This window comes from Herbiconiux flava (assembly GCF_013409865.1).
Classification (GTDB): Bacteria; Actinomycetota; Actinomycetes; order Actinomycetales; family Microbacteriaceae; genus Herbiconiux; species Herbiconiux flava.
The window spans coordinates 3,240,524-3,261,678 of record NZ_JACCBM010000001.1 but is presented as its reverse complement, the minus strand read 5'-3'; the positions used below and the strand labels follow the sequence as shown (position 1 = coordinate 3,261,678).

Genomic DNA, 21,155 nt, shown 5'->3' with positions numbered 1-21,155 from the left:
GGCGACCGGATCTCGCCGCCAGACGCGCCGCAGAGGCGGCGGCGCGTAAGATAAGCACAGTGATACTTCAGGGTCTTGTGCAAGCGCTGTCGCGCGCCTCCACTGTCGAAAAGGCCCTGGGCAACGCGGGCCGGGACAGCGACTTCTCGCTGACCGAAGGCCTCCGGGCGCCGTTCCTCGCCGCGATGATGGGGCGCCGCATCGAGCGCGGACTGCCCGCCGCGATGCTCGTCGTCACCGCGACCGGCCGCGAGTCCGAGAAGCTGCGCGAGAGCCTCGCGAGCTTCATGCCCGACGCCGACATCATCGAGTTCCCCGCGTGGGAGACCCTGCCGCACGAGCGACTCAGCCCGAGCGCCGAGATCGTCGGCAAGCGCATCGACGCCCTGCGCCGGCTGAGCACCTGGCAGCAGGCCGACGCGGCGCCACGGCGCCCGATCGTCGCCGTCGCCTCCGTCCGCGCCGCCCTCCAGCCCATCGCCTCGAACCTCGCCGACCTCGAGCCCGTGCACCTGGAGAAGGGCGCTCGCGGCTTCGACCTCTCGGCGCTCTCGCTGCAGCTCGTGGAGCTCGCCTACTCGCGGGTCGACATGGTCACCCGCCGCGGCGAGTACGCGGTGCGCGGTGGCATCCTCGACGTCTTCCCGCCGATCGCCGAGCACCCCTACCGGGTCGACTTCTTCGGTGACGAGGTCGACGAGATCCGCGCCTTCTCGGTCGCCGACCAGCGCTCGCTGCCCGACGCCGTCGGTGCCGTCGATCTGCCGCCGAGCCGGGAGCTGCTGCTCAGCGAGGGGGTGCGGCAGCGTGCCCGGGAGATGCAGCACGAGTTCCCGAGCCTCGCCGGCATGCTCGAGAAGATCGGCGCGGGCATCCCGGTCGAGGGCATGGAGTCGCTCGCCCCGGCCCTGCTCGACGAGCTCGTGACGGTGGCCCACTACCTGCCCGACGGCGCCGCCGTCGCCGTGCTCTCGCCCGAGCGCGTGGCCACCCGGGCCGTGAACCTGAGCGAGACGAACCGCGAGTTCCTCGCCGCCGCCTGGACAGCGGCGACCGCCGGCGCCGAGGCCCCGATCGACCTCGCCTCGGGAGAGTTCATCACGCTGACCGACCTGCGCCACGCGGCGGGGACGAACCGGCCGTGGTGGACGCTGAGCGAGTTCCAGCAGGGCCCCGCCGACGACGAGGTGCTGCCCGAGCACCGCGAGATCGAGGAGCACCTCACCCTCCGCCTCAAGGCCGACGGCGTGCCGAGCTTCCAGGGCAACGCCGACGGCGCCATCGCCCACGTCGCATCCCGCCTGGCCGACGGCTGGACCGTCGCGGTCGCCGCCAAGGGCCAGGGCCTCGTCGAGCGCGCCGCCGACGTGCTGGCCGAGCACGAGGTGCCGGCCCGGCTCGTCGAGGAGTTCCCGGCCGACGCCGAGCCCGGCGTCGCCTACCTGGTGCGCGCCGCCGTCGAGCACGGCTTCGAGCTGCCCGAGCTGAAGCTCAGCCTGATCGGCGAGACCGAGTTCTACGGCCGCACCGCAGGCTACGAGACCCGCCAAGTGAAGAAGCTCGCGAGCCGCCGCAAGAACGTGGTCGACCCGCTGCAGCTGAAGACCGGCGACTTCGTCGTGCACCAGACGCACGGTATCGGCAAGTTCCTCGAGCTGACCCAGCGCGAGGTCTCGAGCGGTGGCCGCAACGCGGTGAAGACCACCCGCGAGTATCTCGTCATCGAGTACGCGCCCTCCAAGCGCGGCTACCCGGGCGACAAGCTCTACGTGCCCACCGACCAGCTCGACCTGCTCAGCCGCTACGTCGGCGGCGAGGCGCCCACGCTCAGCAAGATGGGCGGCTCCGACTGGGCCGCCGCGAAGGGCAAGGCCCGCAAGGCGGTGCGCGACATCGCCGTCGAGCTCGTCAAGCTCTACTCGGCCCGCATGGCCTCCAAGGGTCACGCCTTTGGCCCCGACACCCCCTGGCAGCACGAGCTGGAGGAGGCGTTCCCGTTCCAGGAGACGCCCGACCAGCTGACGGTGATCGACGAGGTGAAGGCCGACATGGAGCGGCCCATCCCGATGGACCGGCTGCTCAGCGGCGACGTCGGCTTCGGCAAGACCGAGATCGCCATCCGGGCCGCCTTCAAGGCGGTGCAGGACGGCAAGCAGGTCGCGATGCTCGTGCCCACCACCCTGCTCGTGCGCCAGCACATGGAGACGTTCCAGGAGCGGTTCGCCGGCTTCCCGGTTCACCTGAAGGCGCTCAGCCGCTTCCAGACCGAGAAGGAGATGAAGGAGACCATCGCGGGGCTGGCCGACGGCACCGTCGACGTCGTGATCGCGACCCACCGCATCCTGAGCGACAACATCGCCTTCAAAGACCTGGGCCTCCTCATCATCGACGAGGAGCAGCGCTTCGGCGTCGAGCACAAAGACCAGCTGAAGAAGCTGAAGACCAACGTCGACATCCTCGCGATGAGCGCCACGCCCATCCCGCGCACGCTCGAGATGGCGGTCACGGGCATCCGCGAGATGTCGACGCTCGCCACCCCGCCCGAGGACCGGCACCCCATCCTCACCTTCGTCGGGCCCTACTCCGAGAAGCAGATCGCGGCCGCCATCCGCCGCGAGCTGCTGCGCGAGGGCCAGGTGTTCTTCGTGCACAACCGCGTCTCGTCGATCAACCGGGTCGCCGCGCAGCTCGCCGAGCTGGTGCCCGAGGCCCGGGTCGCCGTGGCGCACGGGCAGATGAACGAGAACGTGCTCGAGCAGGTCATCGTCGACTTCTGGGAGCGCAAGTTCGACGTGCTCGTCTCGACGACCATCATCGAGACCGGCATCGACATCGCGAACGCGAACACGCTGATCGTCGACCGGGCCGACAAGTACGGCCTCTCCCAGCTGCACCAGCTGCGCGGCCGCGTCGGCCGAGGTCGCGAACGCGCCTACGCCTACCTGCTGTTCGACGAGAACAAGCCGCTCTCCGAGACCGCGAACGACCGCCTCAGCACCCTCGCCGCGAACAACGAGCTCGGCTCGGGCATCCAGGTCGCGCTGAAGGACCTCGAGATCAGAGGCGCCGGCAACCTGCTCGGCGGCGAGCAGGCCGGGCACATCGCGGGAGTCGGCTTCGACCTCTACCTGCGCATGATCGGCGAGGCCGTGTCGACCTTCCGCGGCGACGTCGCCGAGGGCCAGACCGAGCTGCGGCTCGAGCTGCCGGTCGACGCGCACATCCCCGAGGAGTACGTCGACAGCGAGCGGCTGCGCCTCGAGGCCTATCAGAAGCTTTCCACCGCGTCCTCGCCCACGGCCTCCGACGACGCCATCGACCGGGTCATCGAGGAGCTCACCGACCGCTACGGCGAACCGCCCACCGAGCTGCAGAACCTCATCGCGGTCTCGCGCCTGCGTCGGCTGGCCCAGAAGTCGAATCTCGGCGAGGTCGTCACCATGGGCTCGAACCTCCGCGTCGCGCCCGCCGACCTGGCCGACAGCATCCAGGTGCGGCTGCAGCGCATGTACCCGGGGTCGAAGTACTTCGCGCAGACCAACGCGGTCTCCGTCCCGATGCCGGTCGTCGACGGGCATCCGCTCGCCGACGCCGAGCTCATCGCGTGGGTGGCCCAGCTGCTCGAAGCCATCTTCGCGCCGGCCAAGGCGGCCGTCTGATCCCCGCGACCTAGGCTTGCAGCATGCCTGAGATCCCGGATGCCCGAACCGAGCTCGACCGCCTCGTGGCGGTGACGGCGCTGCTGAGGGCTCCCGGCGGCTGCCCGTGGGACGCGGAGCAGACCCACGCCTCCCTCGTGCAGTACCTCACCGAGGAGACCCACGAGCTGATCGACGCCATCGAGGCCGGATCGCGCGAGGAACTGATCGAGGAGCTCGGCGACGTTCTCTACCAGGTCGTCTTCCACGCCGACATCGCCGCCCACACGCCGGGGGAGGAGTTCACGATCCAGGATGTCGCCGCCCACATGACGGCGAAGATGGTCGGCCGCCACCCGCACGTCTTCGGCGACCTCGACCTCTCGACGGCGGGCGACGTCGAGAACGCCTGGGACTCCTTCAAGGCCGTCGAGAAGCCCGAGCGCACCAGCGTGCTCGACGGGGTGCCGCTCGGCATGCCGGCCCTCGCCCTGGCCGACAAGCTGCTCGGCAAGGCGGCCAAGCTGGGCGTCGCCCCTGCCGCGGCCCCCGTGCCTGCCACCGAGGACGAGCTCGGCGCCGAGCTGCTCGCCCTCGTCGCGGGCGCGAAGGCCCAGGGCCTCGACGCCGAGCGCGCCCTCCGCACAGCCCTCCGCGCCCTCCGCGCCGACATCACCGCCGCCGAGTCGGACACCCAGGCCCCCGCCCGCACGGAGTGACCGCCGCCGTTCAATAGAATCGGGGGATGGCTTCTCCGGTGACCCCACCGCGCGGCATGCGCGACTTCCTGCCCGCCGACAAGGCGAAGCGCGAGCGCGTGCTCGGCGTCATCCGGGAGACGTACGCGGCGCACGGGTTCGACGAGATCGAGACGCCCGTGATGGAGGACTTCGGCCGCCTGCACGCCGGCCTCGGCGGCGACAACGAGAAGCTCGCCTTCAACGTGATGCGCCGCGGCCTCGACGCCGAGGCGCTCCGGGCGGCCGCCGAGAGCGACGACCCGGACGCGCTCGCCGACCTCGGCCTCCGCTTCGACCTCACCGTGCCGCTCGCCCGGTTCTACGCCAGCCACCGCGCGAGCCTGCCGCAGGTGTTCCGCTCCGTGCAGATCGCTCCCGTCTGGCGCGCCGAGCGCCCGCAGAAGGGCCGCTACCGCCAGTTCGTGCAGTGCGACATCGACATCATCGGCGAGGCGGGCATCCTCGCCGAGATCGAGCTGCTCACGGCGACCCTCGCCACGCTCGACGCGCTCGGGCTCGAGAACTGCCGCATCCGCATCAACGACCGCCGCATCCTGCTCGGGCTCCTCGAGCACTTCGGCTTCGAGGCGTCGCAGAACGACTCCGTGCTGATCACGATCGACAAGCTCGACAAGGTCGGCCCCGAAGGCGTCGTCGCCGAGCTGCGCGAGAAGGGCTCCCGCCCCGAGGCCGTCGAGGCGATCGAGCGCTTCCTCGCGGTGTCCCCGCCCGTGCTGCCCGAGGGGGTGGCTCAGGATGCTGTGGCCGACCTCGCCCGCATCGAGTCCGCCCTGGCCGCGGCCGGCGTCGACGGCGCCCTCGTCTTCGACCCGTTCCTCGTGCGGGGCATGGGCTACTACACGGGCACGATCTTCGAGATCGAGCACCCCGACTTCACCTTCTCGCTCGGCGGCGGAGGCCGCTACGACGGCATGATCGGCCGGTTCCTCACCGAGTCGGTGCCGGCCTGCGGCTTCTCGATCGGCTTCGAGCGCATCATCGACCTGGTCGCCGACCCGGCAGCCGGCAATGTCCGGTCAGTCGTTCTCGTCCATGAGAAGAATGCTGATCCGACGCAGCTGCTCTCCCTGAAAAGGCAACTGGTCGCTGACGGTGTTCGAGTGCGGTTGGAGCGTCGCACGAAGAATTTGGCTAATCTATTGGACCGAGTGGCGTCCGCCGGCTTCACGGAGTTCGCTGTCGTGTACCCGGACACCATTGATGCGTCGACACTTCCCATCAAGCGACTACCAGGTACTGAATCCGGCGAAGTCGTCATTGCATAGTTTGGCTATGCAATAATGATTAACCGTGACTAACGAAAATCCCACCCCCGAACTCCAGACGCTGCTCTCCGACCTCGTCTCGGTCACGCACCGCCTCACCCGCATCGCCGCCCAGGCCACCGGCGAACAGACCTCCCCCGCCACCTGGCGCACGCTGAGCGTCCTCAGCAGCTTCGGCCCCATGCGCCTCGGCGAGCTCGCCAAGCAGAGCCGCGTCAGCCAGCCGACGATGACGAAGATCGTCGCGAACCTCAACGAGGTGGAGTGGATCCGCCGCATCGCCGACGTCGACGACGCCCGTGCGTGGCAGATCGCCCTCGCCCCGAAGGGCATCCGCGCCCTCGCCGACTGGCGCGAGAAGCTCGGCGCCGCCCTCGCCCCGCTGTTCGACGACCTCGACCGCGAGGAGATCGAGGTCATCTCGCGCGCGGTCGACCTGCTGCACGAGTGCACCGACGTGCGCGCCGCCGACGTCGTGAAAGCCGCGTGATCCCGACGGCCACCGACACGGCGACGACCGCCACCACCACCAAGCACCCCGCCAGGAAGCCCGCCCCGACGAACTCGATCCTGCACCAGCCCAAGGCCGTCTGGGCCGTGGCCTTCGCCTGCGTCATCGCCTTCATGGGCATCGGCCTGGTCGACCCGATCCTCCCGGCCATCGCCGAGAGCCTCGACGCCACCCAGACCCAGACCTCGCTCCTGTTCACCAGCTACCTGCTCATCACGGGCGTGGCCATGCTCTTCACGAGCTGGCTCTCGACCCGCATCGGCGCCCGCACGACGCTGCTGATCGGCCTCGCGCTGATCGTCGCGTTCGCCCTCGCTGCCGGTCTCTCGCAGAACGTGGAGTCGGTCATCGGCTTCCGCGCCGGCTGGGGCCTCGGAAACGCGCTCTTCATCTCGACCGCCCTCGCCACCATCGTGGGCGCGGCGAGCGGGGGAGCGAGCTCGGCGATCATCCTGTACGAGGCCGCGCTCGGCCTCGGGATCGCGATCGGTCCGCTGCTCGGCGGGCTGCTCGGTTCGATCAGCTGGCGGGGGCCGTTCTTCGGCACCAGCGTGCTGATGGCCATCGGCTTCATCGCCATCGCGACGCTGATGAAGAAGGAGCCGGTGAGGCCGACACCGACCTCGCTGTCGGCTCCGTTCAAGGCGCTCGCGAAACCGGCGCTGTCGATCCTCGCGATCGCCGCCCTGTTCTACAACATCGGCTTCTTCATCCTGCTGGCCTACACGCCGTTCCCGCTCGGCCTCGACGAGATGGGCCTCGGCCTCACCTTCTTCGGCTGGGGGATCGCGGTCGCGATCACCTCGGTCTGGGTGGCGCCGTGGCTGACCCGCCGCATCCCGCGCAGCCGCGTGCTCTGGAGCGTGCTGCTCCTGCTCGGCGTCGACCTCGTGCTCGCGGGCGTCTTCGTCGACAGCGTGCCCGGCCTGATCACCTGCGTGGTCGTCGGCGGAGCCCTGCTCGGCGTCATGAACACCGTGCTCACGGAGTCGGTGATGGCCGCGACCGACCTGCCTCGCCCGGTGGCCTCGTCGGCCTACTCGGCCGTGCGCTTCATCGGCGGCGCGGTCGCCCCGCCCGCCGCCTCGCTGATCGCCGGCCTGTTCACCGCCGCGACCCCGTTCTACGTCGCCGCGGGTTCCGTGGTGATCGCCTCGATCATCGTCATCGCCGGTCATCGTGCCATCGCGCACATCGACCACGAGGAGGAGGACGAGCTCGTCGAGGCGGAGGCCATCACGGCGGGGGAGTAGCCGCGCATCCTGAGCCGGATGAGCCGCACGGGCGGGAACCGTGCACAGCATAAAAGTTTGCACTTTCTGCAGTAATTAGTTGATCTGGGTCAACAACGGGTATATCGTTGATCCAGATCAACTTTTTGCGTACAGGAGAACCGTGCCCTCACAGACCATCGAAGCCCCGGCGCCCGCGGAGGGCGCCAAGACCCGCCGGCAGGTGCTCGTGCCCTTGTCGGGACTCTTGCTCGGCATGTTCGTCGCGATGCTCGCCAGCACCGTCGTCTCGAGCTCGCTGCCCAAGATCATCTCCGACCTCGGTGGCACGCAGTCCGGCTACACCTGGGTCGTCACGGCGACCCTGCTCGCCACCACCGTCTCGACGCCCATCTGGGGCAAGCTCGCCGACCTCACCAACCGCAAGCGCCTCATCCAGCTCTCGCTGATCATCTTCGTCGTCGGCTCCGGTCTCGCCGGGCTCGCGCAGTCCACCGAGATGCTCATCTTCTTCCGCGTGCTGCAGGGCCTCGGCGCGGGTGGCCTGACCGCCCTCGTGCAGGTCGCGATGGCCGACATCATCCCGCCGCGCGAGCGCGGCCGGTACATGGGCCTGCTCGGCGCCGTGATGGCCGTGGCCACCGTCGGCGGCCCGCTGCTCGGCGGTGTCATCACCGATTCCGCCGGCTGGCGCTGGAACTTCTACATCGCCGTGCCCTTCGCCGTCGCCGCGCTGATCGTGCTGCAGCGCACGCTGCACATCCCCACGCAGAAGCGCAAGGTGACCATCGACTACCTCGGTGCGGCCCTCATCGCCGCCGGGGTCTCGCTGCTGCTGATCTGGGTGACCCTCGCGGGCAACGACTTCGAGTGGGGCTCCGTGCAGTCGATCGCCATGGTCGTCGGCGCCGTGCTGCTGCTGGCCGCCGCGGTCGTCACCGAGCTCAAGGTGAAGGAGCCCATCATCCCGATGACGCTCTTCAAGAACCGCACCTTCTGGCTCGCGGTCATCGCGAGCATCTCGGTGGGCGTCGCCATGTTCGGCACGAGCATCTTCCTCAGCCAGTACATGCAGCTGGCCCGCGGAAAGACACCGACCGAGTCCGGCCTCCTCACCATCCCGATGATCGCGGGTGTGCTCGTCTCGAGCATCGTGATCGGTCAGGTGATCAGCCGCACCGGCATCTGGAAGCGCTACATGGTGATCGGCTCGGTGCTGCTCACCATCGGCCTCGCGCTGATGGGCACCATCCGCTACGACACGAGCTTCTGGCTGGTGTTCCTCTACATGTTCGTCATGGGCTCCGGTGTCGGCATGGTCATGCAGAACCTGGTGCTGATCGTGCAGAACGCGGTCGACCCGCGTCAGATCGGCGTGGCCAGCGCATCCGTCGCCTTCTTCCGTTCTCTCGGCGGCACGATCGGCGTCGCCGTGATGGGTGCCGTGCTCGGCAACCGCATCACCTCGCTGATCGCCGACGGGCTGCTGAAGCTCGGCGTCGACCCCTCGCAGACGGGCGGCCTCGAGAGCGGCGGCATCCCCGACCTCACCACTCTGCCCGCCCCGATCCGCACCCTCGTGGAGTCGGCCTACGGCGAGGCGGTGGCCGACATCTTCCTGCTGGCCGTGCCGCTCGCGCTGCTGTCGATCGTCGCGATCGCGCTGCTGCCGAACCGTGCCCTCGGCACGAAGACCTCGCAGGAGCAGATCGCCGACCTCGAGCAGACCGTCGTGAACGTCTCGGCCGCGGAGATCGCGGGCGAGAGCACCGAGAACGGTGAGCGCCGCGACGGCACCGGCCGACTCGGCGGCGCCGACCGCGACGACGATGGTCAGGATGCGCGGCCGCACGCCCCGCGTCACGCCGAGGAGGCGCCCGAGCGCCGGTGATCACCCACGCTAGCCTGGGGGTCGTGACCGACGACCCCCAGGCAGACCCCCGCGGCGAGGCCGTCTCCGCCATCGAGAGCGAGATGTCCCGCCTCGTGCGCACCCTCCGCCGCGCGGTGCTGCAGAACGCCGAGCGGTTCTCCCCGGAGCTCCAGCCCTCGGGCTACTCGGTGCTGCAGTACATCGTCAAGCACCACCCCACGGCGCCCGGGGCGATCATCCAGGCCACCCGCATGGACAAGAGCGCCCTCAGCCGCCAGCTCCGCAGCCTCAAGGAGCTCGGATTCGTCTCGAGCGTGCCCGACCCGGGCGACGGGCGCGCCCAGCTCTACGCCCCCACCGACCTCACCCTGGCCCGCCTCGACGACATGCGCGCAGAGACGAAGGAGCTCTACGCCGACGCCCTCGACGGGTGGCCCACCCCCGACGTGCAGGAGTTCGTGCGCCTGCTCGGCGAGTTCAACGACAGAACGGAGCGACGATGACGACGCTGAAGTCCGACCACGAGCTGCCCCTCCGGGAGCGCAAGAAGGTGGAGACGCGCGCCGCGATCCACGACGCGGCCCTGCGCCTGGTCGCCGAGAACGGCGCGGGCCACGCCTCGGTCGACGCGATCTGCTCCGAGGCGGGCGTGTCGAGCCGCACCTTCTTCAACTACTTCCCCTCCAAGGTCTCGGCGATCGTCGGCCTGTCCGCGTTCACGGTGACGGATGCGCAGCGGCAGCGCTTCCTGGAGCGCGACGGTGAGCGCTGGCTCGTCCGCGACCTCTGCACCCTCGTCGGCTCGGTGATGGACGCCACCGCGCGCGACGGCGTCGACCGCGAGGCGATCCGCGACCTGCTCGGCCGGCGTCCGGAGCTCGCGCCCGACGTCATCCGCTTCGCCGCCGAGCTGCGGCACGAGATCGTCGCCCTGGCCGAGCAGCGCACGACGCCCGCGCGCGCCCGGCTCGCGGTCACCCTCGTGATGTCGGCCGTCGACTCGGCGCTGCACCGCCCGCTCGACGCGGCCTACGACGAGGAGTTCTCCGCCTGGCTGTTCGACGCCGTGATGACCATGCAGGCCATCGCGCGCGAATCGTTAGACTAGCCATCGCCTGATACAGCAGGCCTTTGCCTGAAACAGAGGAGAAACCACCCGTGGCACTCATCGAAGCCGTTGGCGCTCGCGAAATCCTGGATTCCCGAGGGAACCCGACCGTCGAGGTCGAGGTGCTCCTCGACGACGGGATCGTCTCGCGCGCCGCCGTCCCCTCCGGAGCCTCCACCGGCGCCTTCGAGGCCTATGAGCTCCGCGACGGAGACAAGGGCCGCTACCTCGGCAAGGGCGTGCAGAAGGCCGTCGACGCCGTGATCGACGAGATCGGCCCGGCGATCGAGGGCTTCGACGCCACCGACCAGCGCCTCGTCGACGCCGCGATGATCTCGCTCGACGGCACCGACAACAAGAAGCGCCTCGGCGCCAACTCGATCCTCGGCGTCTCGCTCGCCGTGGCCCGCGCGGCGGCCGACTCCTCCGACCTGCCCCTGTTCCGCTACATCGGCGGCCCGAACGCGCACACGCTGCCCGTCCCGCTGATGAACATCGTCAACGGCGGCGCGCACGCCGACACCGGCGTCGACATCCAGGAGTTCATGGCGGTGCCGCTCGGCGCCGAGAGCTTCTCCGAGGCCCTCCGCTGGGGAGTCGAGACCTACCACTCGCTGAAGTCGCTGCTGAAGTCGAAGGGCCTCTCGACCGGCCTCGGCGACGAGGGCGGCTTCGCCCCCGAGCTGCCGAACAACCGCGAGGCGCTCGACTTCATCCTCGAGGCCATCACCCAGGCCGGCTTCACCCCCGGCAAAGACATCGGGCTCGCGCTCGACGTCGCCGCGTCGGAGTTCTACGACAACGGCTCGTACACCTTCGAGGGGCAGCAGCGCTCGAACGTCGAGATGTCGGCTTACTTCGCCGACCTCGTCGCGAACTACCCGCTGGTCTCCATCGAAGACCCGCTGAACGAGGACGACTGGGAGGGCTGGGCCCACCTCACCTCCGAGATCGGCTCGAAGGTGCAGCTGGTCGGCGACGACCTGTTCGTCACCAACCCCACCCGTCTGGCCGAGGGCATCGCCAAGGGCACCGGCAACTCGATCCTGGTGAAGGTCAACCAGATCGGCACGCTCACCGAGACGCTCGACGCGGTCTCGCTCGCGCAGCGCTCCGGCATGACCGCGATCCTCTCGCACCGCTCCGGTGAGACCGAGGACACCACGATCGCCGACCTCGCCGTCGCCACCGACGCGGGCCAGATCAAGACCGGTGCGCCTGCCCGCAGCGAGCGCGTCGCGAAGTACAATCAGCTCCTGAGGATCGAAGAGGAGCTCGCCGAGGCGGCCGTCTACGCCGGCCGCGGCGCGTTCCCCCGCTTCTCCGCCTAAGAGCCGGAGCAGCCCGAGCACCACCCGAGCACCACCCGAGGGATTCATGCGGCAGCGCACATCAGCATCACGTCCGGCACGGATGCCGGTGGCGCTGCCGCAGCCCTCGGGGGCGGGTGCCGCCGGGGCCGGTTGGCTCCGGAGCATCCGCTTCTCGGGATTCACGGTGCTGATGTTCGTCGTCATCGTGATGTTCGTGATCATCATCGCGCCGGGCCTCCGGGTCTACATCGAGCAGCGCCAGCAGCTCGCCGCCCTGCACGCGGCCGTCGACGCCCGCGACGCCGAGAACGACGCGCTCACCTCCGAGATCGCCCGCTGGAGCGACCCGGCCTACATCAAGGCCGAGGCGCGCGACCGGCTCTACTACGTGATGCCCGGTGAGACGAGCTTCCTCGTCGTCGACGACGTGCCCGCCCCGGCCGAGCCCGGCTCCGACGTGAGCGACACCATCAGCACCACCCGGGTCGACTGGCTCTCGTCGCTCTTCGCCTCGGGCGTCACCGCCGGCCTGTCCACCTCTACGCCTCAAGAACTCGAGCAGAACGGAGTGCTGCCGTGAGCACGCCTCCCTTCGAGCCGGCCTCCGAGCACGACCTCGCGGTCGCGGGCTCCCAGCTCGGCCGCCCCGTGCGCAACGTGCTCGGCATCGCCGCCCGCTGCGTCTGCGGCAACCCGACCGTGCTCGCCACCGCCCCGCGCCTGGCCGACGGCTCGCCGTTCCCCACCCTCTACTACCTGTCGCACCCCGCCGCGACGGCCGCGATGAGCGACCTCGAGGCCGAGCACGTGATGGTCGAGTTCCAGGATGCTCTCGCCGACCCCGAGCTGAACGCCGCCTACCTCGCCGCCCACGAGGCCTACCTCGCCGACCGCGCCGTCTACGGCGAGGTGCCCGAGATCGCCGGCATCTCGGCCGGCGGCATGCCGGTGCGGGTCAAGTGCCTGCACGCCCTCGCCGCCCACGCCCTCGCGGCGGGCCCCGGGGTCAACCCGGTGGGCGACCTCGCGCTCGAGCGCGGCGACTGGTCGCCGCTCGTCTGCGAGTGCGTCGACTACGAACTCGGCGAGTGATGCGCGCCCGGCGGAGGAGCTGGGTGCTGCTCGTCGTCGGCGCCCTCGCGGCCGCCCCGCTCGCGGCGACGGCCCCGGCTGCCCCGGCCCGGGCCGACTCGATCCGTGACGCCGAGTACTGGCTGAGCGACTACGGCTACCGCGCCGCCTGGGACGTCACGGAGGGTGAGGGCGCGACCGTCGCCGTCATCGACACCGGAGTCGACGGCAGCGTGCCCGAACTCCGGGACGCGGTGGTCGACGGCACCGACGTCTCGGGCATCGGCTCGCCCGACGGCCAGAAGCCCGTGGGCACGAGCCCCGAGCACGGCACGATGGTGGCGTCGCTGATCGCCGGGCGCGGCACCGGCTTCGGCGACGGCGTGCTCGGCGTGGCCCCGAAGGCCTCCCTGCTGTCCATCTCGGTGGCGCTCGGCGAGGGCTCGGTCGACTCCGACGAGCAGATCGCCGAGGCGGTGCGCTGGGCCGTCGACCACGGGGCCGACGTCATCAACATGTCGCTCACCCGCAACAGCCTCGACTGGCCCGAGAGCTGGGACGAGGCCTTCTCCTACGCCTTCGACAACGACGTGGTCGTGGTCGCGGCCGCCGGCAACCGGGGGAGCGGCACGACCGAGGTCGGCGCCCCCGCCACCATCCCCGGGGTCGTCGCGGTGGCCGGCGTCGACAAGCAGGGCGAGGCGAGCTTCGACGCGTCCTCGCAGGGCATCACCATCGCGGTCGCTGCACCGAGCGAGCAGCTGGTCGGGGTCATCCCCGGCGGCACCCACGTGATCTGGGACGGGACGAGCGCGGCCGCCCCGCTGGTGAGCGGACTGGCCGCGCTGGTGAAGTCCGCGCATCCGGAGCTCTCGGCCGACGACGTGATCAACCGCATCGTCGCCACGGCCGTGCCCAAGGGCGAGCCGGTGCCCGGGCCGATCTACGGGTACGGTCTGGTCGACGCCGAGGCGGCGGTCAGCGCATCCGTCGCCCCCGTCGCCGCCAACCCCATGGGCGACCTCGATGCCTGGATCGCCACCTACCGGCCGTCATCGGCGAAGACCTCGCTCGACACCCTCACCATCCCCGCCCCCGACGGCCGCGACACGGAGGGCGGCAGCCCGGGAGCCGGAGCCATCGAGCCCGCGGGCGGGGTGTACACTCTGAGCCACTGGGCGGTGCCGCTGGGGCTCCTGCTCGGGTTCCTCATGCTGATGGCGGCTTTCGCGCTGGGGGCCGTCTCGCATTTCAGAGGCGTGCTTCGCAAGTAGTACCCTGTTCGCAGGCCCCTGTACTGAGGAGATCGTTTCACTGTGCCCAAGATCCTGATTGTCGGCGGCGGCTACGCCGGTTTCTACACCGCTTGGAAGCTGGAGAAGTGGCTTCGTGCCGGTGAGGCAGACGTCACCGTCGTCGACCCGCTGCCGTACATGACGTACCAGCCCTTCCTCCCCGAGGTGGCCGCCGGCTCGATCGAGCCCCGTCACGCCGTGGTCGGCATCCGTCGTCACCTGAAGAAGACCCGCATCATCGCGGGCAAGGTGACGGGCATCAGCCACGCCTCGAAGACCGCCACCATCGCCTCGAACGCGGGCGACACGTGGGAAGAGGAGTACGACCAGATCGTCGTCACCGCCGGTTCCGTGTCGCGCACCTTCCCGATCCCCGGTGTGGCCGACGAGGCCATCGGCCTCAAGACCATCGAGGAGGCGACCGCGATCCGCGACCGCATCCTCGTCAACTTCGACAAGGCCGCTCAGATGGCCCCCGGCCCCGAGCGCGACCGCCTGCTCACCGTCGTCGTCGTCGGCGGCGGCTTCGCGGGCATCGAGGTGTTCGCCGAGCTGCGTTCCTTCGTCAGCGCGCTCATCTCGAGCTACCCCGAGATCTCGTTCGACGACACGCACTTCCACCTGATCGAGGCCATGGGCCGGATCATGCCCGAGGTGAGCCTGAAGACGAGCCTCTGGGTGATCGACAACCTCGCCAAGCGCGGGGCGCAGATCCACCTCGACACGCAGCTCAAGTCCGCCGTCGCCGGCGTGGTCGAGCTGTCGACCGGCGAGAGCTTCGAGAGCGACCTCATCATCTGGACCGCGGGCGTCATGGCCTCGCCGATGCTGAAGGGCACCGACCTCCCGATCGAGGAGCGCGGCCGCCTCCGCGTGCGCGCCGACCTGCGGGTCGAGGGCGACGACGGCATCGTCGAGGGCGCCTGGGGCGCCGGCGACGTGTCGGCCGTGCCAGACCTCACCGGTGGCGGCGTCGGAGGCTTCTGCGTGCCGAACGCCCAGCACGCCGTGCGTCAAGGCAAGCTGCTCGCGAAGAACATCGTCGCGTCGCTGCGCGGCGAGGGCGTCAAGGAGTACTTCCACAAGAACATGGGCGCGGTCGCCGGCCTCGGCCTCGGCGTCGGCGTGTTCCAGTCGGGCAAGCTCGCGATCAAGGGCCTCCCGGCCTGGTTCGCGCACCGCGGCTACCACGGCCTGGCCATGCCGTCGTGGGAGCGCAAGCTGCGCGTCATCTGGGGCTGGGTGAACAACTTCTTCCTCGGCCGCGACAACGTCTCGCTCGAGGCGCGCGTGCACCCCCGGGCCGTGTTCGAGGAGTTCGCCTCGCGTCCGCGTCCGGCGGCCCCCGCCGCCGCGCCGGTGCCGCCCGTGGCCGCCGAGAAGCCCGCGAACCCCGAGCTGCCCGGTTCCTACTCGTCCGAGCCCGCGGCGACCGCCGAGGTCAACGGCGTGGCCGCCACCGACTCCTCGCCCGAGGCGCCCAAGGCGAAGGCCACCAAGCCCCGCACCAAGGCCGCCGCGAAGGCCCCGGCCGGCGAGTAGCCGTTCCGGGCCCTCCGGCCTGCCACGACGCGCGCCGCGCATCCGCTGCCCCGCACGGGCTCCGGATGCGCGGCGCACTCGTTCCCGCCTCGCCACGGCCCGCGCGCCCGCCGCTCCGACGGCCGCGCCCGGTACGCTGAGGCTTCCGCCCCCATAGCCCAATCGGCAGAGGCAGACGACTTAAAATCGTTTCAGTGAGGGTTCGAGTCCCTCTGGGGGTACAACGGCCTTAAAGCCCGGCGCTGCCGAGCGCATCGGCCAGGGCGCGAAGGGTTGTGTCACCCGAACCATCTGGCCGCGTATCCGACACCGGCGATCACCAGGGCGATGACGGCCGACGCGTTGCGAGACGCCCGGTTCGCGAAGAGGAACAGGCCTCCGGCCGCCTCGCGCACTGCATCCTGTTTCACCGGCGCTACGACGTCGAGCCAGTCCCGCTTCTGTTGCGGCTCCGTCGCGTCCCCCATGGGGCCGACACTACTCCGGGCCGCGCGGGAGGCGCGCGGGGGCTAGCGTGGGGGGATGGGGCGGTCGGTAATCCAGCAGCGCATCTCGATCGATCGGCAGCGGGTGGTGGGCATCGTGCTGCTGTGCCTGGGGGTGCTGGGCACGGGGCTCGGGGTGTGGTCGTCGATCGCGCGTGGTCCGGGGGTGCCGATCAGCGCCGTGGTGTTCGCGGCGTGGGTGGTCGCCGGGGTCGTGGCCCTCACGCGATCGCGGCGGCGGCGGATCGCGCTCGAGCGGGAGCACGGTCCTGGTGCCGGCGTGCAGCGGCCTGTGCGGTGAGCGTCGTGGGGTGCGTGCGGTGAGCGCAGAGGGGTCCGGAGGGGATCAGTAGTAAGTCAGTAGTGGGGCACTTCGACTTGTGTTGGTTTTGGGGCATCCGGTCTCTTAGGGTGAGTGCTGTCGGCAAATCTTTGGGGGAGCCGGCGACGGGGATCTGGGTTCCACCGTCGTCGACGCTCGACGCGTTTCTCTCTGCTGTGGGCTGCCGACGCTCGCATCCGTTACAGCACTGAGAGATCCGATGATCCACCGCACGAGGTTCCGCGCCGTCTCCGGCGTGGTCGCGATCTCGCTCGTGGGTGGTCTCCTCACGTTCGGAGCCGTTCCGGTCGCCGGTGCCTCCGTTCTCCCCGAAGAGGCCGTCGGATCCACCGCTGCTCCGACGCCGACGCCGACACCCGAGGCCACGGCTGAGCCCGATCCGACGCCCGCACCCGAGGACACGGCCGCGCCCGCACCCGAGGAAACGGTGGCGCCGGCGCCCGAGGCCGATCCGGTCCCGCCGTCCCCGGACGAGACCGACCTCACGCTAGACCAGCCCGACGTCATCCTCCCCGACGGCGGGGACGTTCCCGATGCCCCGCCCGCGCCCGCCCCGCCGACCCCGGCCGAGACCGCCGCGCCCGTGCAGACGGTCGAGCCGTCGGCGAACGACCCTCCCGAGCAGCTCCTGAGGGCTGCCGCCGACGTGTCGATCTTCGCCGCGGGCATCCCCGAGACGCCCACCCAGGCGTGGATCGAGACCTTCGAGCAAGGTGTCACGACGACCCCGATCCGCGTCGACCAGTACGCGACGAACCGGTACACGGGATCCGCGTTCTGGCTGAACGTGAACAACTGCAACGGTGTCGTCGTCAACTACAGCGCGACCTTCCCCGCCACACCGTTCTGCACCCTCGGTGACGCCACGGCGTCGCGGTTCAAGGTCGCCCGCATGGCCGACGTGCTCGGTCAGGTGCAGGCCGCCGTCGCCGCCGGTGCGACGAACCCCGGCGGAGCATCCGACACCGCTCCGGTGAACGGCTCCACGGCGGCCACCCGCACCAACCATGCCGTCACGGCCATGACGAGCGCCGCTCAGGGCACCCAGGCCGCGAACCAGGTCGTGCTCGAGTCGATCGGAGCGGTCGGTGCCACGCCCGTGCCGACCACCGACCGCTACTACTCGATGTCGGTCGACGTCTCGGAAGACTCCTGCGCCCTCCGCCCGGGCGGTCAGAACAACAACTCCCGGCTCGATCTGGCGCTGATCACCGGCACCACGACCCGGCCGCTGACGGCCGCCCCGATCGTCGCCTGCAACGTCGTCAACGGCCGCTACACCTCCAACGTCTTCGCGGGCGACAACCAGACCGACCCGTGGGGAACCGGCAGCCCCTCGACGCGGGCCGGCCGCTTCTTCACCGACGCGTCCGCGCTCCTGACACCGGCTCAGGTCGCTGCAGCCCGCGTGCGGCTGTCGAATCAGGAGTCCGACGTCGCCGGAAACGACTTCTCCTTCGACAACCTGCGACTGCTCGACTCGACGCCGAGCCTCGACAAGGCGTTCAGCCCGGCGACCGTGCCGGCGGGCATCGCGTCGACCCTGACCTTCACCGTCACGAACACCACCGAGCTGGCGGCGAAGTCCGACTGGAGCTTCACCGACGCCCTGCCCGCCGGCCTCGTCGTCGCTCCGAGCAGCTCCGGCTCACCGGCCGTCGGGGGCACCTGCACGAGCACGACGGGCGCGGCCTACGCCGTCACCGCCGCCGAGGGCTCGTCCACAATCACCGTCACCGGAGGCGACCTCGTGGCGGGCTCCGCCTCCTGCACGGTCACCGTCGCCGTGCTGTCGAACAGCGGGGGCACGTACACAAACGGCCCCGCCAACGTCACCTCGATCCTGAACGCGCCCGACGCGACGACGCTCACCGTGGAGCCGCCCACGACCGTCACCATCCGCAAGAACGTGGTCAGTCGGGCACAGGCGGCCGACCAGTTCCGGCTCGCCCTGGTCTCCGGCGCGACCGAGGTCGCGAGCGCCACGACGAGCGGTTCGGCGCTCGGCCTGCAGACGCAGCAGGTCGGCCCGGTGAACGTCACGCGCGGCGCCACCTACACCGTCGGTGAGACCGTCGTGACGTCGGCCCAGCTGCGCACGTACACGACGAGCTACGAATGCGCGCGGGGCAGCACCGTGATCGCCCGCGGCACCTCCGTCTCGGGTTCGCTGACCATCCCCGACGAGGCCGGCGTCGGCATCGTCTGCACGTTCACGAACACCGCCCAGGCGGCCGCCAGCCTCTACTGCGACGGCAGCTACCTCTACAGCGTGCGCTCCGACGGCGCGCTGACCCAGACGAACGCCCTCAGCTCGTCGACCGCGCTGAACGCCACGGTCGTCGCCGCCGGCCCGGCCGGCACGGTGAACGCCAACTCGCTCGCGATCGACGTCGAGGGCCAGACGGCCTACGCGATCACGCGGAGCACCTCGACCAACACGAACACGGCCACGGGCGTCATCACGTACGCGGTGTCGGCGTCAGGCACGCTCACCGCGACCCGCACCCCCTTCGCTACCGGGCAGACCCTCAGTACCGCGGCCTCGATCACGATGGGGGCCTTCGACCCCGTCGGACGGGACTTCGTCGTCGGCACCACGAGCGTGGTGAACAACGTCGGCCGGATCAACCTCTGGCGTTTCGACGGTGCCGCCGCGAATCCGATCTTCACCCTGCTCGGCTACGTGAACACCGGAGCGAACTCGGCCGGCAACGGCGACATGGCCTTCGACGCCAAGGGCAACCTGCACATCCTCCGCAGCGAGGGCACGCAGGTGCAGTTCTTCAGCGTGGCCGGGCCGACGCTCGCCGCCACGGCCGGCGGAGGAGAGATCCCGGCCACGGCGACGACGCAGCGCACGGTGGCCGGCATCGGCGCGGGCCCGCTGAACGGCCTCGCGTTCTCGCCGCGTGGCACCGCGTACGTCGGCACCGGCACCAACGCCTACCAGTTCGACCCGGTGACCTGGACCGCGGTGGCGAACACGCCCACCATCGTGCTCGGAACCGACGCGGTGCCGAGTACCGACCTCGCCACCTGCGCCTCGCCCTCGACCTTCTCGTTGAGCAAGACGGTGCTCAGCCGGGTGACGGGGCAGGCGCACAACTTCCGCGTCGCCGTCGCGACCGCGGGTTCCGAGATCGCGGCGGCCACGACCGGCACGACCGGCACCACGGCGAGCCTCGGACCGATCACCGCGCCCGTGAACACGGTGATGACCATCTCCGAGCTGCTGCAGACGAGCACGACGACCACGGCGGCCGTGCCCGTGACGTACACGGTCATCTACGAGTGCTGGGCCGACGGCATCCGCATCGCCTCGGCCCGGATGGACGCCACCCGCACCGCGACGGTGACCATCCCGAACCAGGTCAGCGTGGGCGTCGCCTGCACGATCTACAACACGGCCCAACCGGTCGCCGAGATCACCGTACGGAAGAGCACGGTCGATGGCCTCGGCGCGAACCCCCGGCCGGCGGCCGGCTGGACCGTGGGCACCTCGGTCGCCTCCACCGGCAGCGGCACGGTCGTTCTGCCCGTCGACCCCTCCAGCACGGGCGCGGCGGCCGGTCGCTCGGAGGTGACCACGGACGCGAACGGCCTCGCCTCGTTCTTCGTGCTCTACGGCTCGGCCACCGGCACCGCGACCGTCTCGGTGCTCGAGCGGCAGCAGGCCGGTTACCGACTCGACGGCCTCGCCTGCACGGTGACCCGCGGCACGGCGACGAGCTCGTTCACCGACGCGAACTCGGCGACGGATGCCGGCGGCTACGCGGTGCGTGCGATCACCGGCACGGTCGCCCCCGGCAACACCGTCGACTGCACCTTCACCAACCGTCCCGTGGCGACGCTCACCCTCGTCAAGAGGGTCTCGTTCGGGTCCGCCCTCCCGTCTGCCTGGCAGCTCGAGGCCGCGCGCAGCGTGCCGACGGCTCTCGCCGGGCCCAGGGGTGCGGGCGGCAGCGGCACGATCAACGCGGTGCCGGTCTCGGCCGACACCCCCTACCGGCTCTCCGAGACCGGCGGGCCCGCCACCTACGTGCAGGTCGGGGCCTGGTCGTGCGTCACCGCCTCGGGCGCCACCGTGCCCGTCACGGCGGCCGGTGACATCACGCTCTCGCGGGCGGCGGCCGTGACCTGCACGGTGACGAACGCCACCGCATCCCTCACCCTGCTGAAGAACGTGCAGAACCCCTCGACCGGCTTCGTGCCCTCGACCTGGAACCTCACCGCGACCCCGTCGACCCTGGCCGGTCTCGCCGCGCAGACGGTGGCGGGCGCCGACTTCCAGGCCGCCGGCAACGCCGCCAGCACCTTCGACGTGCGCCCCGGCCACGCGTACACCCTGACGGAGGCGCTGGCCAAGTCGGGCACGCGCCTCGCCTACCGCCAGGTACGGCTCGAGCAGCGCCAGGCGAACGGCAGCTGGACCCCGGTGAGCTCCGCGACGATCACCGCGCCCACGGCCGGACAGGCAGCGGTGTACCGCTTCGTCAACGCCCCCGTCGCCCCCACGACCCTGCCCCTCACGGGCGGACAGAGCACCGACGCCTACCTGATCTCCGGGTTCGCCGTGCTCGCCCTCGCACTCGCCCTCGCCGTCTGGCACGGGCGTCGCCGGAGACGAAGGAGCACCGCCTGAGACGCCGCCCCCTCGTGACCGGAAGCCATCCCCACTCAACCCCTGCACCACCCGACCTCTTCACCGAACGGAG

At 70.5% G+C, this 21,155-nt stretch carries 16 protein-coding genes and 1 tRNA gene; 16 read left to right on the top strand and 1 reads right to left on the bottom strand.

Going from position 1 to position 21,155, the window contains the following annotated elements:
* Positions 1-59: 59 nt before the first annotated feature.
* The 14 genes from mfd (at position 60) to BJ984_RS15490 (ending at position 15,830) form a co-directional block, all read left to right on the top strand.
* Complete coding sequence (gene mfd, locus BJ984_RS15555) at positions 60-3,659, top strand: transcription-repair coupling factor (protein ID WP_179548762.1); 3,600 nt, start codon at positions 60-62, stop codon at positions 3,657-3,659.
* A gap of 23 nt (positions 3,660-3,682) precedes the next feature.
* Entirely contained in the window at positions 3,683-4,357 is a 675-nt protein-coding gene (locus BJ984_RS15550; protein WP_179548761.1) for a nucleoside triphosphate pyrophosphohydrolase, read from the top strand.
* 26 nt (positions 4,358-4,383) lie between these two features.
* Positions 4,384-5,664, top strand: coding sequence for a histidine--tRNA ligase (gene hisS, locus BJ984_RS15545; protein ID WP_179548760.1), 1,281 nt, complete (start codon positions 4,384-4,386; stop codon positions 5,662-5,664).
* A 25-nt stretch (positions 5,665-5,689) separates the two neighbouring features.
* On the top strand, positions 5,690-6,154 hold the full coding sequence (locus BJ984_RS15540) for a MarR family winged helix-turn-helix transcriptional regulator (RefSeq protein WP_173181500.1): 465 nt from the start codon (positions 5,690-5,692) through the stop codon (positions 6,152-6,154).
* Between the two features lie 77 nt (positions 6,155-6,231).
* A complete protein-coding gene (locus tag BJ984_RS15535; RefSeq protein ID WP_271206610.1) occupies positions 6,232-7,428 on the top strand; it encodes an MFS transporter in 1,197 nt (398 codons plus the stop codon).
* Between the two features lie 142 nt (positions 7,429-7,570).
* On the top strand, positions 7,571-9,298 hold the full coding sequence (locus tag BJ984_RS15530; RefSeq protein ID WP_271206529.1) for an MDR family MFS transporter: 1,728 nt from the start codon (positions 7,571-7,573) through the stop codon (positions 9,296-9,298).
* Between the two features lie 23 nt (positions 9,299-9,321).
* A complete protein-coding gene (locus tag BJ984_RS15525) occupies positions 9,322-9,783 on the top strand; it encodes a MarR family winged helix-turn-helix transcriptional regulator (RefSeq protein ID WP_179548759.1) in 462 nt (153 codons plus the stop codon).
* Entirely contained in the window at positions 9,780-10,388 is a 609-nt protein-coding gene (locus BJ984_RS15520) for a TetR/AcrR family transcriptional regulator (RefSeq protein ID WP_179548758.1), read from the top strand. The genes BJ984_RS15525 and BJ984_RS15520 overlap by 4 nt, the downstream gene beginning before the upstream one ends.
* Before the next feature lie 50 nt (positions 10,389-10,438).
* Entirely contained in the window at positions 10,439-11,719 is a 1,281-nt protein-coding gene (gene eno / locus BJ984_RS15515; RefSeq protein ID WP_173181497.1) for a phosphopyruvate hydratase, read from the top strand.
* Positions 11,720-11,807: 88 nt separating this feature from the next.
* Entirely contained in the window at positions 11,808-12,281 is a 474-nt protein-coding gene (locus BJ984_RS15510; protein WP_179548757.1) for an FtsB family cell division protein, read from the top strand.
* Positions 12,278-12,793, top strand: a complete 516-nt coding sequence (locus tag BJ984_RS15505; protein WP_179548756.1) for a DUF501 domain-containing protein — start codon at positions 12,278-12,280, stop codon at positions 12,791-12,793. Before BJ984_RS15510 ends, BJ984_RS15505 begins: the two co-directional genes overlap by 4 nt.
* Positions 12,793-14,046 carry a S8 family serine peptidase gene (locus BJ984_RS15500; protein WP_179549506.1) on the top strand — a complete coding sequence of 418 codons (1,254 nt, stop codon included), beginning with the start codon at positions 12,793-12,795 and terminating at the stop codon, positions 14,044-14,046. The genes BJ984_RS15505 and BJ984_RS15500 overlap by 1 nt, the downstream gene beginning before the upstream one ends.
* Before the next feature lie 42 nt (positions 14,047-14,088).
* Positions 14,089-15,609, top strand: coding sequence for an NAD(P)/FAD-dependent oxidoreductase (locus tag BJ984_RS15495; protein WP_179548755.1), 1,521 nt, complete (start codon positions 14,089-14,091; stop codon positions 15,607-15,609).
* A gap of 147 nt (positions 15,610-15,756) precedes the next feature.
* Positions 15,757-15,830: transfer RNA gene (locus tag BJ984_RS15490), tRNA-Leu, on the top strand.
* Between the two features lie 57 nt (positions 15,831-15,887).
* On the opposite strand, the gene BJ984_RS15485 is transcribed toward BJ984_RS15490, so the two are convergent.
* The gene (locus BJ984_RS15485; protein ID WP_179548754.1) at positions 15,888-16,076 is read right to left on the bottom strand and encodes a hypothetical protein; all 189 of its coding nucleotides are present in this window, start codon (positions 16,074-16,076) and stop codon (positions 15,888-15,890) included.
* Positions 16,077-16,131: 55 nt separating this feature from the next.
* On the opposite strand from BJ984_RS15485, the gene BJ984_RS15480 reads away from it, so the two are divergent.
* Together BJ984_RS15480 and BJ984_RS15475 are read left to right on the top strand one after the other, a co-directional pair.
* Entirely contained in the window at positions 16,132-16,395 is a 264-nt protein-coding gene (locus BJ984_RS15480; protein ID WP_179548753.1) for a hypothetical protein, read from the top strand.
* Positions 16,396-16,636: 241 nt separating this feature from the next.
* A complete protein-coding gene (locus BJ984_RS15475; protein ID WP_179548752.1) occupies positions 16,637-21,082 on the top strand; it encodes a beta strand repeat-containing protein in 4,446 nt (1,481 codons plus the stop codon).
* The last annotated feature ends 73 nt before the right edge of the window (positions 21,083-21,155 follow it).

Bases quoted from the DNA above. Each gene is read 5' to 3' on its own strand.
- BJ984_RS15550 (WP_179548761.1), top strand. From the start codon at position 3,683: ATGCCTGAGATCCCGGATGCCCGAACCGAGCTCGACCGCCTCGTGGCG.
- hisS (WP_179548760.1), top strand. From the start codon at position 4,384: ATGGCTTCTCCGGTGACCCCACCGCGCGGCATGCGCGACTTCCTGCCC.
- BJ984_RS15520 (WP_179548758.1), top strand. From the start codon at position 9,780: ATGACGACGCTGAAGTCCGACCACGAGCTGCCCCTCCGGGAGCGCAAG.
- BJ984_RS15500 (WP_179549506.1), top strand. From the start codon at position 12,793: ATGCGCGCCCGGCGGAGGAGCTGGGTGCTGCTCGTCGTCGGCGCCCTC.
- BJ984_RS15485 (WP_179548754.1), bottom strand. From the start codon at position 16,076: ATGGGGGACGCGACGGAGCCGCAACAGAAGCGGGACTGGCTCGACGTC.
- BJ984_RS15480 (WP_179548753.1), top strand. From the start codon at position 16,132: ATGGGGCGGTCGGTAATCCAGCAGCGCATCTCGATCGATCGGCAGCGG.
- BJ984_RS15475 (WP_179548752.1), top strand. From the start codon at position 16,637: ATGATCCACCGCACGAGGTTCCGCGCCGTCTCCGGCGTGGTCGCGATC.